The sequence below is a fragment of the Kitasatospora sp. NPDC101801 genome, assembly GCF_044766665.1.
Lineage (GTDB): Bacteria > Actinomycetota > Actinomycetes > Streptomycetales > Streptomycetaceae > Kitasatospora.
This window is the reverse complement of record NZ_JBIWML010000076.1, coordinates 1-14067: the sequence shown is the minus strand read 5'-3', so window position 1 is coordinate 14067 and position 14067 is coordinate 1. Positions and strand designations below refer to the sequence as shown.

Annotated in this window: 11 protein-coding genes and 5 pseudogenes; 8 read left to right on the top strand and 8 right to left on the bottom strand. The window is 71.0% G+C overall.

Going from position 1 to position 14067, the window contains the following annotated elements:
* Positions 1-390: 390 nt before the first annotated feature.
* Positions 391-870: pseudogene (locus ACIRPK_RS36290) on the top strand (IS6 family transposase); the annotation flags it as partial.
* A 275-nt stretch (positions 871-1145) separates the two neighbouring features.
* On the opposite strand, the gene ACIRPK_RS36285 reads toward ACIRPK_RS36290, so the two are convergent.
* From ACIRPK_RS36285 to ACIRPK_RS36270, 4 genes are read right to left on the bottom strand one after another with little or no spacing between them, the layout of a single operon-like run.
* The gene (locus ACIRPK_RS36285; protein ID WP_403047067.1) at positions 1146-2522 is read right to left on the bottom strand and encodes a protoporphyrinogen/coproporphyrinogen oxidase; all 1377 of its coding nucleotides are present in this window, start codon (positions 2520-2522) and stop codon (positions 1146-1148) included.
* Between the two features lie 23 nt (positions 2523-2545).
* A complete protein-coding gene (locus ACIRPK_RS36280) occupies positions 2546-3505 on the bottom strand; it encodes a terpene synthase family protein (protein ID WP_403047065.1) in 960 nt (319 codons plus the stop codon).
* Positions 3502-4149, bottom strand: coding sequence for a polyprenyl diphosphate synthase (gene uppS / locus ACIRPK_RS36275; RefSeq protein ID WP_403047076.1), 648 nt, complete (start codon positions 4147-4149; stop codon positions 3502-3504). Before uppS ends, ACIRPK_RS36280 begins: the two co-directional genes overlap by 4 nt.
* A gap of 38 nt (positions 4150-4187) precedes the next feature.
* A complete protein-coding gene (locus ACIRPK_RS36270) occupies positions 4188-5783 on the bottom strand; it encodes a prenyltransferase/squalene oxidase repeat-containing protein (protein WP_403047062.1) in 1596 nt (531 codons plus the stop codon).
* A gap of 208 nt (positions 5784-5991) precedes the next feature.
* On the opposite strand from ACIRPK_RS36270, the pseudogene ACIRPK_RS36265 reads away from it, so the two are divergent.
* A pseudogene (locus tag ACIRPK_RS36265) lies at positions 5992-6213 on the top strand (MerR family transcriptional regulator); the annotation flags it as partial.
* Positions 6214-6277: 64 nt separating this feature from the next.
* On the top strand, positions 6278-6496 hold the full coding sequence (locus ACIRPK_RS36260) for a transposase family protein (RefSeq protein ID WP_403047060.1): 219 nt from the start codon (positions 6278-6280) through the stop codon (positions 6494-6496).
* A gap of 112 nt (positions 6497-6608) precedes the next feature.
* On the opposite strand, the gene ACIRPK_RS36255 is transcribed toward ACIRPK_RS36260, so the two are convergent.
* On the bottom strand, positions 6609-6914 hold the full coding sequence (locus ACIRPK_RS36255; RefSeq protein ID WP_403047073.1) for a helicase associated domain-containing protein: 306 nt from the start codon (positions 6912-6914) through the stop codon (positions 6609-6611).
* A gap of 184 nt (positions 6915-7098) precedes the next feature.
* Between ACIRPK_RS36255 and ACIRPK_RS36250 the strand changes: the two are divergent.
* Positions 7099-7279: pseudogene (locus tag ACIRPK_RS36250) on the top strand (transposase); the annotation flags it as partial.
* A 26-nt stretch (positions 7280-7305) separates the two neighbouring features.
* Here the strand turns inward: ACIRPK_RS36250 and ACIRPK_RS36245 are convergent.
* Positions 7306-7863 carry a hypothetical protein gene (locus ACIRPK_RS36245; protein ID WP_403047057.1) on the bottom strand — a complete coding sequence of 186 codons (558 nt, stop codon included), beginning with the start codon at positions 7861-7863 and terminating at the stop codon, positions 7306-7308.
* A 470-nt stretch (positions 7864-8333) separates the two neighbouring features.
* Between ACIRPK_RS36245 and ACIRPK_RS36240 the strand changes: the two are divergent.
* From ACIRPK_RS36240 to ACIRPK_RS36230, 3 genes and pseudogenes are all read left to right on the top strand, one after another.
* Positions 8334-8423, top strand: a pseudogene (locus ACIRPK_RS36240) (IS5/IS1182 family transposase); the annotation flags it as partial.
* 208 nt (positions 8424-8631) lie between these two features.
* Positions 8632-9696, top strand: coding sequence for a cytochrome P450 (locus tag ACIRPK_RS36235; RefSeq protein WP_403047070.1), 1065 nt, complete (start codon positions 8632-8634; stop codon positions 9694-9696).
* 72 nt (positions 9697-9768) lie between these two features.
* Positions 9769-10357: pseudogene (locus ACIRPK_RS36230) on the top strand (ABC transporter ATP-binding protein); the annotation flags it as partial.
* A gap of 706 nt (positions 10358-11063) precedes the next feature.
* On the opposite strand, the gene ACIRPK_RS36225 reads toward ACIRPK_RS36230, so the two are convergent.
* A complete protein-coding gene (locus ACIRPK_RS36225) occupies positions 11064-11252 on the bottom strand; it encodes a hypothetical protein (RefSeq protein WP_403047054.1) in 189 nt (62 codons plus the stop codon).
* Between the two features lie 636 nt (positions 11253-11888).
* Positions 11889-12860 carry a hypothetical protein gene (locus ACIRPK_RS36220; RefSeq protein ID WP_403047051.1) on the bottom strand — a complete coding sequence of 324 codons (972 nt, stop codon included), beginning with the start codon at positions 12858-12860 and terminating at the stop codon, positions 11889-11891.
* Positions 12861-13382: 522 nt separating this feature from the next.
* Here ACIRPK_RS36220 and ACIRPK_RS36215 point away from each other — a divergent pair.
* Entirely contained in the window at positions 13383-13892 is a 510-nt protein-coding gene (locus tag ACIRPK_RS36215; protein WP_403047049.1) for an HhH-GPD-type base excision DNA repair protein, read from the top strand.
* Positions 13893-14067 lie beyond the last annotated feature (175 nt).

Sequence of the window (14067 nt, the reverse complement as noted above, 5' to 3'; positions counted from 1 at the left end):
CTCGGCTGCGCGGTCGCGGGCCTGGGCGCCCTCGCCTTGCTGGCCCGCCACCACCACCGGAGCCGGCGGCCGATGCCGTAGTGAGCAGCGCCGACCGCGTTCTGTGCGGGTGCGGCGCCACCACCTTGAAGGACTTCGGCGCCCTGCGCTGATCAGGATGACCGAGGGTCCGACCGGACGGACCCTCGGTCATCCGGCGTTCTCCGTAGCCGGGCTCGTACGGATTTCGTCGTCCCGGTCCACCGGCAGGCCCTGGATGATCTACTGGCCCGGATTGACGCGCGGCCCATGAGTGGCACCCGCCGCGACCTCGCCCTCGCAGGGCACTGTCACGTTGGCTGACGGGGATGGGATGATCTTGTGATTGGCCGTGCCGGGAGGGGACCGCCGATGTCGTCCGTGCCGCCGCCGGGCCAAGGGCCACCGGTACCGGTGGAGATCGTCTCCCACTGCGTGTGGCTGTACTTCCGCTTCCCGCTCAGCTTCCGCGAGGTCGAGGAGCTGATGCTCGAGCGCGGCGTCATCGTCTCCCACGAGAGCGTCCGCCGCTGATGCCTGACGTTCGGGCAGACCTACGCCAACGCGCTGCGCCGCCAACGCCCGAAACCCGGCGACAAGTGGCACCTGGACGAGGTCTTCATCAAGATCAACGGTGAGCGGCGGTACCTGTGGGGCGCGGTCGACGCCGACGGCAACGTCCTCGACATCCTTGTGCAGAACCGCCGCGACAAGGCCGCGGCCAGGCGCTTTTTCCGGAAGCTGATGAAGGCCACCCGGTCGGTGCCCAGGGTGATCGTCACCGACGAGCTCCGCTCCTACGGCGCCGCCCACCGGCAGGTGATGCCCTCGGTGGAGCACCGCTCGCAGCGGTGGCGGCGGTGAACGCGATCGACCCCTGGGCTACCCATCCGGCCGTGACCGGGCGGATGGAGTCGCGGCCGGCCGCCGAGTGCCGCGCATCTTCGGGTGTCGGCGCTGCCACTCGGCGTCGAGGTGGTGAACGCTCGACCTTCGTTGCTTCCGCAGGCGTGGTGGCGTGCGCCCGATCGGGGGGGGCGTCCGGGGGGCAGGGGAGCCGGCCGCCGCTCCGCTGGTTCGAGGGAACATATTCGGACGGGCCGGACAGGCAGGGCGGCGGGCGGCTGTCAGTGGGGCACGTCCAACGACGGGTTGCGGTGGCGGGCGGAAGTGTTCAGGTGTGCCAGGGCGAGGGTGGCTGCCTGCTGGCCGGAGCGCAGGGCGCCGTAGGTGCTGGAGGGGCCGAAGTAGTCGCCGGCCAGCTGGATCGCGTTATCCGCCCGGGGCCGGCGGGCGTTGAAGTCACGCAAAGGGCCGTAGCCGCCCGGGGGCCGGACGACCAGGGCGTGGTCGTGGCGGGTGACGAGAGCGGTGCGGACAGTGGTCCTGACCTCGGGGAAGACACCTGCGACGGCGTTGACGGCCTGTTCAGTGATCGTGGTGTCGTCAGCGTCCCACCAAGTGTCGGTGAACTCCTGACGGGCGTGCAGGGTGATCAGACCGCGACCGTCGTCGACCCGGCCGGGGATTTTGTTGTGGTGCAGTTCGATGCCGACGACCGAGGGGTGGGCGGCGCGGGGCAGGAAGAGGGCGAACGCCTTCTCCCGCGGTGGGCGCTCCAGCCCCAGGGAGACCACCAGCGCCCGGGAGTAGGGGATGGAGTCGAGGTAGGCGCGGTCCTGGTCGGACAGGTCCGGCACCAGCGCACCGACCCCGGGGGCAGGGACGGCGACAACGACAGCGTCCACCTGCTCGGTGTGCTGTGCACCGTCAGCCGAGCGCCAGGTGACCTCTACTTTGTCGCCGTCACGGCGGACGGTGCCGACCTCTGCATTCACCTCCACCGGGAGCCGGGCGGCGAGGGTGCGGGTGAGCAGGCCCACGCCCTGGGGGCTGTTGAAGTGGGGAGTGAGGAGTTTTGCGGCGTAGAAGAGCATGTCCGCAGCGGTGAGGTCGTCGGGGGAGGCGAGGACGATACCGCCGCCGAAGAGCGGCTCGCACAGGTAGTCGACGGCCTCCTGTGTGAGGTACCGCTGCGCGTACTGGGTGGCGCTGAGCCGGTCCAGCACGACGTTGCCCTGCATGGTGTCCCAGTCAAGGTGCGCGCGCTGGGCGATGAAGGCGGGCAGGACGCGCAGCACGGCGAGTTTGGTGCGCAGGCCCAGCAGGCGGGTGCGCAGGAGGTCGGTCCTGGTGTCGGCGCGGAAGCGGTGGACGGTGCCGTCGCGCTGGAAGCCGCAGAGGGTGCTGGCGGGCCCGTACTGGTCACTGATGCCTAGTTCGTCGATGAGGTCGCGCATGGCGGTGTAGTTCTGGCCGAGAATGCTGGCGCCGACCTCCATGCGGAATCCGTCCTGGTCGACGGTGCGCATGCGTCCGCCTGCCTCGGGTGCGCGTTCCAGGACTCGGACGCTCACGCCTTGGCGCTGGAGGTGCCAGGCGGCGGTGAGGCCGGCGATGCCCGCGCCGATGACCGCGGCGGTGCGCGGTGGTGGTGTGCTCATGGGGGGTGATTCCTCCGGGTCGGTCAGGTCTGCTGGCGGGTACGGGTGTGGTGCCAGTACGGCTCGATGGCGGCGGCGCTGCCGTGCACCCATCCGGCTACGGCGTCGGCGAAGTTCCGCTGGCCGGGGCTGAGGCGGGGGTCGGCGGTGAGAGTGGCGTAGCCGGTGTCGAAGTGGTGCTTGTGGCCGGCGTGCAGGACGACGGCGGCGCGGTATGCCTCGGCGGGTGTGAGCGTGTACTCGTGGGCAAGGACGGTGACGACGTTGACCGGGTCGCCGCTCTCCTGTTCCGCGGCGTAACCGAGGAGGTCGTTGGCCAGGCCGCCGAGAAGGAAGGCCAGTTCGGCCAGGCCCGTGAGGTCGGGTGGCAGGTTCTCGGCCGGGTGGGGCATGCCGGGGGCCAGACGCTGGAGGTAGAGGGGGTGTCCGCCGGCGGTGTGGGTGCGGTCGTGCAGGTAGTCGCCGAGGGAGGGCGGCTGTCCGTGCTCGCGCCAGGGTGCCTCGCGGGCACAGGCCTGCAGGTACTGCCGCAGTGCGGTGGCCAGGGCCGGCAGCAGGGCCGCTCCGCCGTGCTCCACGATCTCGCGCCGCACAGCGGCCAGGGCGCCCGGCAGCAGGCTCGGGGCCAGGACGGGGGCGGGCGTGCCGTCGCGGAGCAGGCCGGGCAGGTCAAGGGCCAGGTGTTCGCGCAGGCGCGGAGCGTCTTCGGCGACGGTGTCGTCGAAGACGAACACCCATGCGAGGTAGCGGGCCGTGAGCCGGGCGAGGGGCGGTGGGGCGTCGGGCATGCAGTAGCCGACCAGGTGTCCGATGCGGCGCCGGTCCAGCTGTCCGACGTCTCCCTCGCGGTACAGGCCCGCCAGTACGGCCCACTGGCGTACGTCGGCCTCCAAGGCGGCCGCGTCGGGGTGCGGGTGGGCGGGGGCGAAGAGCAGCGAGAGGTGGGTGTGTGCGTAGTCGGCCAGGTCTGGGATGTCGCTCACGCGCCGTACCGCCTCTGACGGCCGGCGTAGGAGGCCAGCGCGTCGTTCAGGGACAGTTCGGTGAAGTCCGGCCACAGCTCGGGGCTGAAGTACAGCTCGGCGGTACTGCTCTGCCAGAGCAGGAACCCGGACAGGCGCTGCTCCCCCGAGGTGCGGATGATCAGGTCGCAGGGAGGCTGGCCGCGCTCGCTGAGCCGGTCGGTGAGCGCCTGGCTGTCCAGCGACCCGGCTGGGTGCTCGGCCAGCAGGCTCTGCACTGCCGAGATGATCTCCTGGCGGCCGTCGTAGGCGACGGCCAGATAGACCCGCAGACCGCCGGGGGCCGACCGCTTCTCGGCCGAGTGCAGCGCGGCGCGGATCGCGGGGTCGGGAAGGCGCTCGGGTGCGCCGATGACCCTCAGGTACCACCCCCGGTCAGCCACCGCGTCGGCAAGCTCGATGATGACGGTGAGCATGCCGGCCAGCTCCGGCCGCTTGGCGGCGTTGTCCAGTGACAGGGCCCAGACCGTCACCGTCTCCACACCTGCCCGCCCGCACCGGTCCAGGACCCGGACGGTGGTGTCCGCGCCGCGCCGGTGTCCTTCCAGGACCGAGTGACCGTGCCTGCGAGCCCATCGGCGGTTCCCGTCCGGGACGATCCCCACGTGCCGTGGCACGGCTGCACCGGGTGGCGGCACGGCGTTCACCGGGCACCTGCCGGCGCGTCCGCTGCGGTGCGGGAGGCCGGAACCACGGCCGGTGCCAGACGGTGGTGCAGGTGGCCCAGGGCGAGAAGAGTGAAGATCTCCGCGAGGACGGGCACGGTGAAGGTGAACAGGCGCGGGCCGATGGAGTCCGGCCGCGAGGTGACGCCTCCGTCCGCCTGCCACTGGGCGATCAGGTACGCGACCGCGCGGACGGCGGGTCCGGGATCGGACTGGGTGCACAGGGCGATCAGCCCGTAGGCGGTGCTGATGACATCGCTCGGCTCACCGGCCTGCTGGCCAAAGCCGCCGTCTTGGTTCTGCTGGGACAGGACCAGAGACAGCGAGCGCGCTGTCATCAGCCGGATCGTTTCATCTTCGGCGCCGCCGTTGCGTGCTGCGGCGAGCAGGACCCGGAACACGGTGTGCAGGCGGCTGCTGCTCCAGTCGGGCGGAAACGATCCGTCGCTGTGCTGCTGGGAGGCGAGGTAGCGCAGGCCCCGGGTGATGACGGACTCGTGGGCGGGCCGGCTGTGGGTGAGCGCGTCCAGTGCGGCGGCGGTCATGGCGGCCTCGGATGGGGCGCCCGGCTGGTAGGTGGGGAAGCCCCCGTCGGGGGCGGCGACGCTGTACAAGGAGCGGATCCCGCGCTCGATCGGCTCACGGTAGCGGCCGGCGTCGAGCTGGTGGAGGAACTGCACGGCCACTGAAGTGTCGTCGACGTCCGTCTGGCAGGCGAGGTCGGTATAGGACCAGCCCCCGGCCGGCTGCTGCTGGCGTATGAGGTGTCCGGCGATGCGGTGCAGGATCTCCTCGGGGGCCCCAGCAGCGGCCAGGGCCATGCCGGCCGTCGCGGTGCACCAGGTGTCGGTGTCCGAGACGAACGGCATCCCCCCGTCGGGGCGCTGGTGCTCCAGCACCTTGCGGACCCCGCTCTCCACCACGGCCGCAGTGCCCGGCAACCGGGCCAGGGCGTGGAGGACCGACAGTTGGATGAGCACGTTGCCCTCCCACACGTGGGGGGCGCGCTGGGTGTCGAGCAGTCGGCGCACATCCTCGTCGTCGACCTGCTCCAGGCGTCCGGCCGCGTCGGCCAGGATGACCTTGACGGCCGTGACCTGGACGGCCGCCCAGCTGTGCAGGCGCGAGACGTCGAAGGCAGCCTCGTCCCACTCGGGCACTGCCTCGCTGTCCACGATCACGGCCAGTGCGTTCAGCAACGACCGCTTGCGCGCCGCCGTGAACCCGGGTACAGCCGCCAGTGCGGCGAGAAGCAGGTCCGGCTCGTCTGCCCACTCGTGCTTCAACGCCGCGGCCACCAAGGCCAGATCGGCGCCCCGCAGCGTCGCGGCCCTGGCCAGCAGAAAGCCCCGAAGCGTGGATTCACGAGCGGGTTCCAGCCCCGTACGCTCCAGCAGACGCAGCGCCAGCACCGACTCCAGCACCCGGCTCTGACACGGCTCCCGCAGGGCGCCCTGCCCATCGACCCGGGCCGCCAGGCGCCGGGTCAGTCCCAGCCGCATCTCGGCGCCCTGCGCCGGAAACAACTCGGACGGCCAAGGAAGGTGGTCCTGGGGTGACAGAGCGACACGCATGGCAACTCCTCGTCCATGATCAGGGCAACTCACCCAGGAAGCCACACCAGCCAGCCCGTCACACCACGGAGGGCGTGACACATCACCCGTAACGGGGACACCCGGACCGAAGATCGCCAACAGCGAGCACCACCCTGGTAGAGAGACGAACCAAAGAACGCCTGCCCAGCCCATCGCATGCTGACCAGCCCCATCGCGCCATATCGGCTCCCTGGGTGAGCAGGGCCTCATCACACCGCTGCGTTCCGAGGGCGGTCACCGCCGCTACTCCCGCTACCAGCTGCGGATCGCGATGCGCGCCCGCGACCTCGTCGACGGCGGGACCGCCATCGACGCCGCCTGCCGCATCGTCATCCTCGAGGACCAGCTCGGGGAAGCCCTGCGCATCAACGAGCAGCTCCGGGGCGCCGGCGCAGGCGCACAGCCGCCGGTGGCCTCTCGGCGCGCTGACGGACCTGGGCTTCGTCGGCCTGGACGACGATCCCGACGACCCGGTGATCGTCACCGGCCGCAGGGCGAGTCGGGGCCATCCGCTGACCGAGGCGCAGAAGGAGGCGAACCAGCTGGTCAGCCGCGAGCGAGCCGCCAACGAGCACGGCTTTGCGGACCTGAAGAACTGGAGGATCCTCACCAAGGTCCGCATGAACGCCCGACACGCGACCGCCCTCTTGCGGGCTCTGCTCGTGCTGACGAACGCCGAGATCTCCCGCTGACGGATGATCACCTGCCAGCGATCACGCTCCCTACCGGCCAGAGCACCCCACCTCCAGCCCACACCAGCCCCGCGACCTGCAACTTCAGGTTAGAAAATGCTCAATGTCGGCCCTACGCCCACTCGACGCCGTGTTCGGCGAGCTGCGCGAGCTGACCCGGTGTCAGCCCCGCCCGCCGGCTCTTCATGCTGTTCAGCCAGGTGCCCAGCGCGAAGGACACCACCGACACCCGGTCCTCACCTCCGGGACCGGCCTCCACGGCCTCCAGCGGCTGCTTGTGGGGGCGCGGCACGCGCGGGTGGCCGTGCTCCTCGACGAACGCCGCCAACGCCTCCACGCCCTGCTGGAACCGGTCCGCCCGCGACTTGTTCGGCCGGGCCGCGGCCAGCTCCTGATCCTCCTCGATCCCGAGCGCCACCACCAGGTCCTGCTGCTCTTGGTCGAGCCCGGCGAACCCGGACCGCTGCGCCCGCACCCACCGTCCCAGGTCCTCGCCCTCGAACTGCGTCTCCACGTCCAGAGTGGCCCAGTCGACCTTCCCGTCCGACTCCAGCCACCACTGCCGGGCCACCGCATAGGAGCGCTGCCAGGTGATCGCCTGACGCGGCCACGCCCACGGCTCCGGCCTCGGCAAAGTGCGCTGGGTCGCGGAGCGCGCCTTCGCCTGGCTCCACCAGTTCAAGCGCCTGCACCCGTTACGAGCCACGCGCCGGCCTCCACCAAGGCCTGCTCCACCTCGCCTGCGGCATCATCTGCCTCCGGCGCCTTCGAAAGTCCCTCTGATGCGACCGGTGCGGCCGGCGGAGCTCTCAGCACGTCACCTCTGCCTTCAGGGCCGGCCGTTCTGCGAGGGCCTGCCGGAGGTCCTGGCGGAGTTGGTCGAGGAAGGCCCACAGGTCAGGGGCGACGACGCGGTAGCCGGCCTCGCTCACGTCGAGGCTGGTGCCGTCCCAGGCTCCGCCGATGAGGTGGCAGACAGATCCGGTGGAGGGGCTGACCGCGAACAGGTTCCCGCCGCCGTCGGTGGCGAACACCGTCACCGTGTCGTCGACCGCTCCGCTCACCGGCATGAGGGCGCCGGCGAGGATGCCCTCGGCGACCCGCTCGGCGTCGGCGACCCAGATACCGGAGTCCAGGTCCGGCAGCTCCACGGCGCCGAGTGTCGCGTAGTACTCCAGGAGCGCGCCGGTGACGCCTTCCCCGGCGAGCAGCTCGACGGCCCGGGCGCCGTCCTGCGCTGTGACGGTCTCCACGCTGTACTCGCCCGGCGAATACGAATGCACCTCCTCGAAGCCGTCGGCGAATGCGACGGCCAGCGGTGCCATCTCCTCGCCCCATTCGCGAAGGTTGAAGGCGGAGTCGTTCATACCGGACTTTCTGACGAGGAAGTGCGCGTTCCCCGCCATTGTCGCCGGTGGGACCGGAAGGGTGCGCCTTGCGAGCGCCGCAGAGCCGTGCCCGCAGGCAGGAATGAGAGAGGGATGGACACCCCGAACACCGCCGCCAGGCAGATGCCGCACACCAGGTTCATCGCCAAGCGCAAGAAGCCCAGCCCAACCCATTCTGAAACGATCAGCAAGTAGGACGGCCACCGGCACCGCCGAAGGCCCGGGTCGCGAAACCCTGCTCGTCAGCAACAGCCCGCCTGCGGGCGGGGACACGGTGGCTCAGCCTTTTCAGGGCGGCCGCCGAGCGAGTGACGGTCGGGTGCTCGCGGGCGAGCAAGAACCGGCAGGCCTCCCCGGCGGTTGAGTCAGGCATCTGACATCTCAACTCTGTTGCCGGGGAGCCCTGGTGGTTGCCTGTCCTGCCGCACGCGCTCGTCGAGTGGGTCACCATGCTCATCGTCACCCGCGAGGGTGACCGCCGCTGCAAGCTGCGCCCCTCCCAGCGGGCCCTCGGCGCACTGCTCTACCCGCTGCGACGAGGACGACCAGGCCGCCCCGGGCCGCGAGAATCCCTTCCCGCTGTTCGAGGAGATCCGCAGCGCCGCGCCGGTCGTCGGCCTTGGCCCGCACTCCGTCCTCGTCACCGGCTACCGCGAATGCCTGGAGATCCTCACCGGCCGGAACTGGCGGGTGCCCGACCAGCGATGGCGCGCGGCACGCGGTCTCGACTCCGGAAATACCACAGTCATGGTCACTCTGCCCCGGCTCAATGCTCCACGGCACGGTGCCGCACGGCGCGCGTTGGCCGGACCCTTCACCTCCACCGCCGTTGCCCTACTACGACCCATGGTGCGCGCGCTCGTCCGCACCCACCTCGACGCCTTCGACAGCGAACTGGACCGGCACGGCCGGGCAGACTTCATCGACACCGTCGCGCGAGCACTGCCCACCGCCGTGATGTGCACCGTGCTGGGACTGCCGCACGCGGACCACGCCATCCTTACCCGCTGGAGCACGCAGACCGCCCCTCTGACCGAGCCCTTCGCGACGCCCGACCAGATCACCGAAGCCGAGGCCGCCGCCGCGGAGTTCCACGACTACGTCATGGCCCTGCTCAAGAACCGCACCATCGCCACAGGGTGCGGACTGCTCGCCCGTTGGGCCGCTGTCGACAGCTCCGACGTGATCCCCGCCGCCCGGGACGAGTTCGCCTCGCACATTGTCTTCCTGCTCGGTGCCGGCGTCGAGACGACCTCTTCCCTGCTCGCCACTGCTGTCCGAGCCCTGGAGCAACACCCGGACCAGGCACGCTGGCTTGCCTCGCATCCCGAGGCCGTGTCGCAGGCCGTCGAGGAGCTCATCCGATGGGATCCGTCCGTGCAGAACGCCGTCCGCGTTCCGGCCTGCGACACCATCCTGGCAGGCTTCTCGGTCCCCGCCGGCACCCTGGTCCACGCGCTGGTCGCAGCCGCCAACCGCGATCCCGAGCACTTCCCCGCCCCCCACACCCTGGACTTCGAGCGCCCCCCGCAGCGCAACCTGGCCTTCGGCGCCGGAGCCCACTACTGCCTTGGAGCACCGCTCGCCCGGCTCACGGCCAACGAAATCCTCCTGGAACTGGCGCGCCGTTCCCCCTTCCTGCGCACCGACGGGCCTGCCACCAGGCCGTCCGGCCTCAACCTTCGGACCTACACGGCCCTTCCGGTCATCCGAAGGCACGCCGCCGTACCCGGTACAACCGACGGACAGTCACGGACCGGCGGCGGCCGAACCTATGGCACTGCCGATCACCTCTGCGGTATCGAGTCATGAAGAAGGTGCGGGAGCCGGGCGGTATCGCCGTAGAAGCGGACGGCTCCGGGTCGTGCGGGACGGTCGGGCGGCCTGACAGATGTGCAGTTCTCCGTACCGGTCGGTTCAGTGACAGGGCTGCTGGGACCGAGCGGGTGCCGAAAGACCACTCTGCTCAGGTCGGTGACCGGAATCCAGGCTGGCCTCACCGGGCGCCTCGAGGTGTTGGGTATGCCGGCAGGGTCCGCTGCCCTCCGGAGCAGAATCGCCTACGCCTCCCAGGCTCCAGCCGTGTATTCGGACGTCAGCGGTCAGTCGAATTTGCGCTACTTCGCGACAGCCCTGGGAATGCCACGGGCTCAGCGGACGGCAGAGGTCGACCGGGTCCTCGCAGCTGTGGACCTGATCGACTGCCAGCGCCAGCTGGTGCGCCGCTTGTCCCGGCGGGCAGCGCGCTCGGGTGTCGCTGGCGGTGGCACTGCTCGGCTCCCCGCTCCTGTTGGTGCCGGACGAGCCCACGGTGGGACTCGACCCGGTGCTGCGGCGGGACCTGTGGGACCTGTCCGCCTCCCTTGCCGCGCAGGGAACAACCTTGCTGATCTCCAGCCATGTGATGGACAAGGCAGATCGCTGTGATCGGATCCTGCTTCTACTTCTACGGGAGGGCCGTGTCATGGCTGAGGGTCCACGGGGCGAGATCTCCCGCTGACGGATGATCACCTGCTAGCGATCACGCTCCCTACCGGCCAGAGCACCCTACCTCCAGCCCACACCAGCCCCGCGACCTGCAACTTCAGGTTGGAAAATGCTCATTGGGATTCCCGGGACACTCCCGCGAATCCCGCGTGCCAACGAGGTTGGCAGGTCAGGAGCTTCGCCGAGCCTTCCCCGCGGACGGAAGCCCAGCCAAGAACAACAGCTCAACGCCTCGACGGACCAACCGCACATTTCCCATCGGACTCACGATCTCAGCTGACCAACACCCGTTCAAGCCCCACTTCAAGGCCTGGAACTCACACCGCCCCGACGCCCGAGGTGCTCCTGGCCCCCGCTGGCCAGGACCTGCTGGCCGCGGTGTGCTGCGCCGATCGGCGCAGCCTGGAGCGGGTGCTGCCCGCTTGGTCGGCCGGGCCAGAGGTCTTCGCTGGTGTGTCGTCGGACGGGCGTCCTCAGGCTCGGTGGCAGTTGGGTGGGGCGGTGCATGGTCCGGTCGTGCACGCGTGTCGGCTGTGCGCGGCTGGGCGCAGTGGTCGGTATGGGGCCGCCGCCCTGTACCGGGAGAGGTGGCAGCGGGCCGGTGGGCGGTGTGGTGGCGGGGTGCGGGCGCAAGCGGTGGCCTGTAGTAGGACAAAGTTGAGGGCTCCCGATTTTCGGGGGCTCTCAGCGCTTCACTGCCTTCTGCTGGTGAGAGAGCCGCCTATGTACTGGGGGATGGAGCGGTGACTGGCCACGGCGCGCCCGAGCTCGATCCTCTGCAGACGGTCGGCTTCGAACTGGAGGTAGTCGGGAGTGGGCCGGCGGAACTTCGCTGACACCGCCCGCAGCAGTGCCGCGAGCCCGGTTAGGAGAGGCTTCATACGGGTGACGCTACTCCGATCACCGCCGGGCAGCACCGGCTTCAGTCGATTCCACCGCGCACCCGTCGGATCTCCACGCGCCACCCGGCGAGACCATCACAGACCGCGGGGCCCGCCCCCGGGTCACCAGGGACGGCGACCAGGCCGCTACCGGCGCGGCCCGCCGTGGTGGTGCCGGGCGATCGCCTCCAGCAGCGCCTGGCGGGCCTGCCTGCGCCGCACGTCTTCCATCCGGCCGGCGTCGGCCGCCCACTCCGGCAGCGCCTGCCCGAGCGCGGCCTCGGTGAGCTCCTGCCCCAGGAGGCCGTTGGCGCGGTCCTAGGACACCAGCTGCTCCTACCAGGTCCCCCACCAGATGGTCGACCGCTGTGGCCGGGTCCTGGCCCGTCTTGGCGCGCTTCCTGGGCGGCTTCAGCGAGACGCCTGCGTCCAGTGGGCGCTCCGGTCGGGCATCGAGCCTGGCGATGAGTGACGACGACACGATGCTCTACAGCTGATGAGGCTCCCTGGATTTCCGAGATCCTCATCAAGGAACAGCAGGCAGATGACACCGAGTCCGATCCCGAGGACGGCGAGGACAGGCAGCACGGGTGTATGCCCCTGTCACGACCAACAGGTAAGGGGCCTGGGCGGTGGTCAGGTGTGGTCGGGGAGGTGGACGTCGGTGGTGATCCGGGTGGAGACCTCGCGGGTGACGACGCCCAGCGGTCCGGTACCCGAGAGCAGGCGCAGGAGCTCACCGCGACGCCGGTCCGCGGGGTCGCACAGGTCGGCGGTGACCAGGGCGATGGTCCGCAGCCGGGGGGTGAGCCAGTGTTCCTCGACCGCGGTGGGATCCGCGAGGTCGCGCACGGAGGCATCGCTGTGGGCGAGTGCGGCGTCGAGCAGCGGGTGGCGTGGTGCGGCGTCGGCCAGCACCCAGAGCTCGTCGGCGTCGGCCAGCGCCAGGCGTAGGGAGTTGACCAGGTCGGAGTTGCGGTACGGCCAGTGGTCGGGGTGCTGGCCCCGCAGGTGCGGGAAGCGGCGGCGGGCGGCGTGCAGGAGCTGCGCCGCCTCCTCCGCCACCAGCTGGGGCGACATCACGAACGACAGGCGGTCGCCGTCCAGTTCGCGCAGGACCGATTCTTCGGGCATCCGGGTCCGGCCGGCGTACACCACGTGCTGCCCGCCGGGAGCGGTCAGGGCCGCCAGGGCGGGAGTGGGGGCGCCGAGGACAAGGACCGAATCGCCGTCGTCGAGGAACGCCCGGGCGGCACTGGCCGGATCTGGCGAGTGCCCGCCGAAGGCACGCTGGGCAGGGAGGTCACGGCCGGGGAGGGCGGGGAGCAGGACCCGGCGGGTTCCCAGGGTTCGCTGCCACGCGAGTACGGCGGCCTGGGCCTGCCGCTGGCGGTGCGGGGAGTCTGCCGCAGCGCCCACGGCCAGGCCGACCGCTCCCAGACGTGGATCGAGGTAGGCCGAGCCGTACCAGCGGAGCCACTCGGCGGGTTCTGAAGGCCCGGTCGCGGGATGCGCCGGCACGCCCGCTCTGTTCAGCCAGCTGAGGACGAGGTCGGCCGCCGGGACGTCCGTCCGTCCGTACTGCGGGTGATCGAACGTCCGGGTCACGACCAGCCCGTCAACCGTGGTTCCCGTCCCCATCCACGACGCGAATCGTCGCGTTCGCTTCAACGTTCCTCCTTCACGAAATCAGCGCGGAAAATTCTCCGGACTGCCAAACGATCACGACCGGAAGAAGCAGCGCCGACTTCTCCGAAACCACCACGCGATCACCCGGTCGGCGGCCCTCACCCGCCCACCGCCACCTCCACCCCGCCTGGGGGGAGCGGCGCCGTCCAGGCTTCCCGTCGTCACCGGGCCGGCCCCTGCCCCAGCGGTACTCCAGGATCCGGGGGTTCGAAGTCGCGGACGCCTGCCGGTCCACGGTTGTCCAGGTCGGGGTGGAGCCTCCCGGAAGGCGCTCGGCGCGATCGGCTCCGTGCCGACCACTCCAAGGCCCTTGCCCCGGACGTCACCGCGCCGCGCTGGAGACACGCCCGGCCCGGCCTGGTGGCGTGTCGGCCGCCGCTGCGGCCGTCGGTCTCCGCCACACTTGTCGCCGTCCTGCCGCCAGGCTCCGAGGAGGAATCGTTGAAGGTCATCGTCCCGCTCGCGCATCAGCCGGAGGCCGACGAGCTGCTCGGGCGCAGCCCGCTGGCCGCTCTCATCGGCGTACTGCTGGACGAGCACGTGTCCACCGCGTCCGCGTTCACCGCCCCGCTGACGCTCGCCCGCCGGCTCGGCCGGGGCGACCTGGACGCGGGGGAGATCGCCGCCTGGGACCCGTACCAGTTCGCCGCGCTGTTCACGGCCCAGCCCGCCCTGCACCGCTCCCCGGCCTGGATGGCCCGGCGTGTGCAACTGCTGTGCAAGTCCCTGGTGGCACGCCACGACGGCGACGCCACCAAACTGTGGGAGGGCGCCCGCACCGGTGCGCAGTTGTTCCGTCGCCTGGCCGCCCTTCCCGGGTTCGGCGAGCAGAAGTCGCAGCTCTACGTTGCCCTGCTCGGCACGCACTACGGCGTGAGGCCCGACGGCTGGCGGGAGGCCGCCGGAATCTACGGCGAGGGGTGGCTCGCGCGTTCCGATCACGGGTCATGACCGGCTCCGGATCGTGAACCCGAACGCGCCGGCCGGTAGTAACGGGGCGAGCCGAGGGGGTGGAGGCCCCCCGTGGGGGGGGGGGGGGGGGGGGGGGGGGGGGGGGGGGGGGGGGGGGGGGCGGCGCGGGGGCCCCCCCCCCCCCCCGCCCCGGCCGGCGCGCCGGCCCCGGCGC

What these genes read in the sequence shown, in the direction of transcription:
- ACIRPK_RS36225 (WP_403047054.1), bottom strand. Translation starts at nt 11,252, where the DNA reads ATGAAGCCTCTCCTAACCGGGCTCGCGGCACTGCTGCGGGCGGTGTCA.
- ACIRPK_RS36285 (WP_403047067.1), bottom strand. Translation starts at nt 2,522, where the DNA reads ATGAGCACACCACCACCGCGCACCGCCGCGGTCATCGGCGCGGGCATC.
- ACIRPK_RS36270 (WP_403047062.1), bottom strand. Translation starts at nt 5,783, where the DNA reads ATGCGTGTCGCTCTGTCACCCCAGGACCACCTTCCTTGGCCGTCCGAG.
- ACIRPK_RS36245 (WP_403047057.1), bottom strand. Translation starts at nt 7,863, where the DNA reads ATGAACGACTCCGCCTTCAACCTTCGCGAATGGGGCGAGGAGATGGCA.
- ACIRPK_RS36235 (WP_403047070.1), top strand. Translation starts at nt 8,632, where the DNA reads ATGGTCACTCTGCCCCGGCTCAATGCTCCACGGCACGGTGCCGCACGG.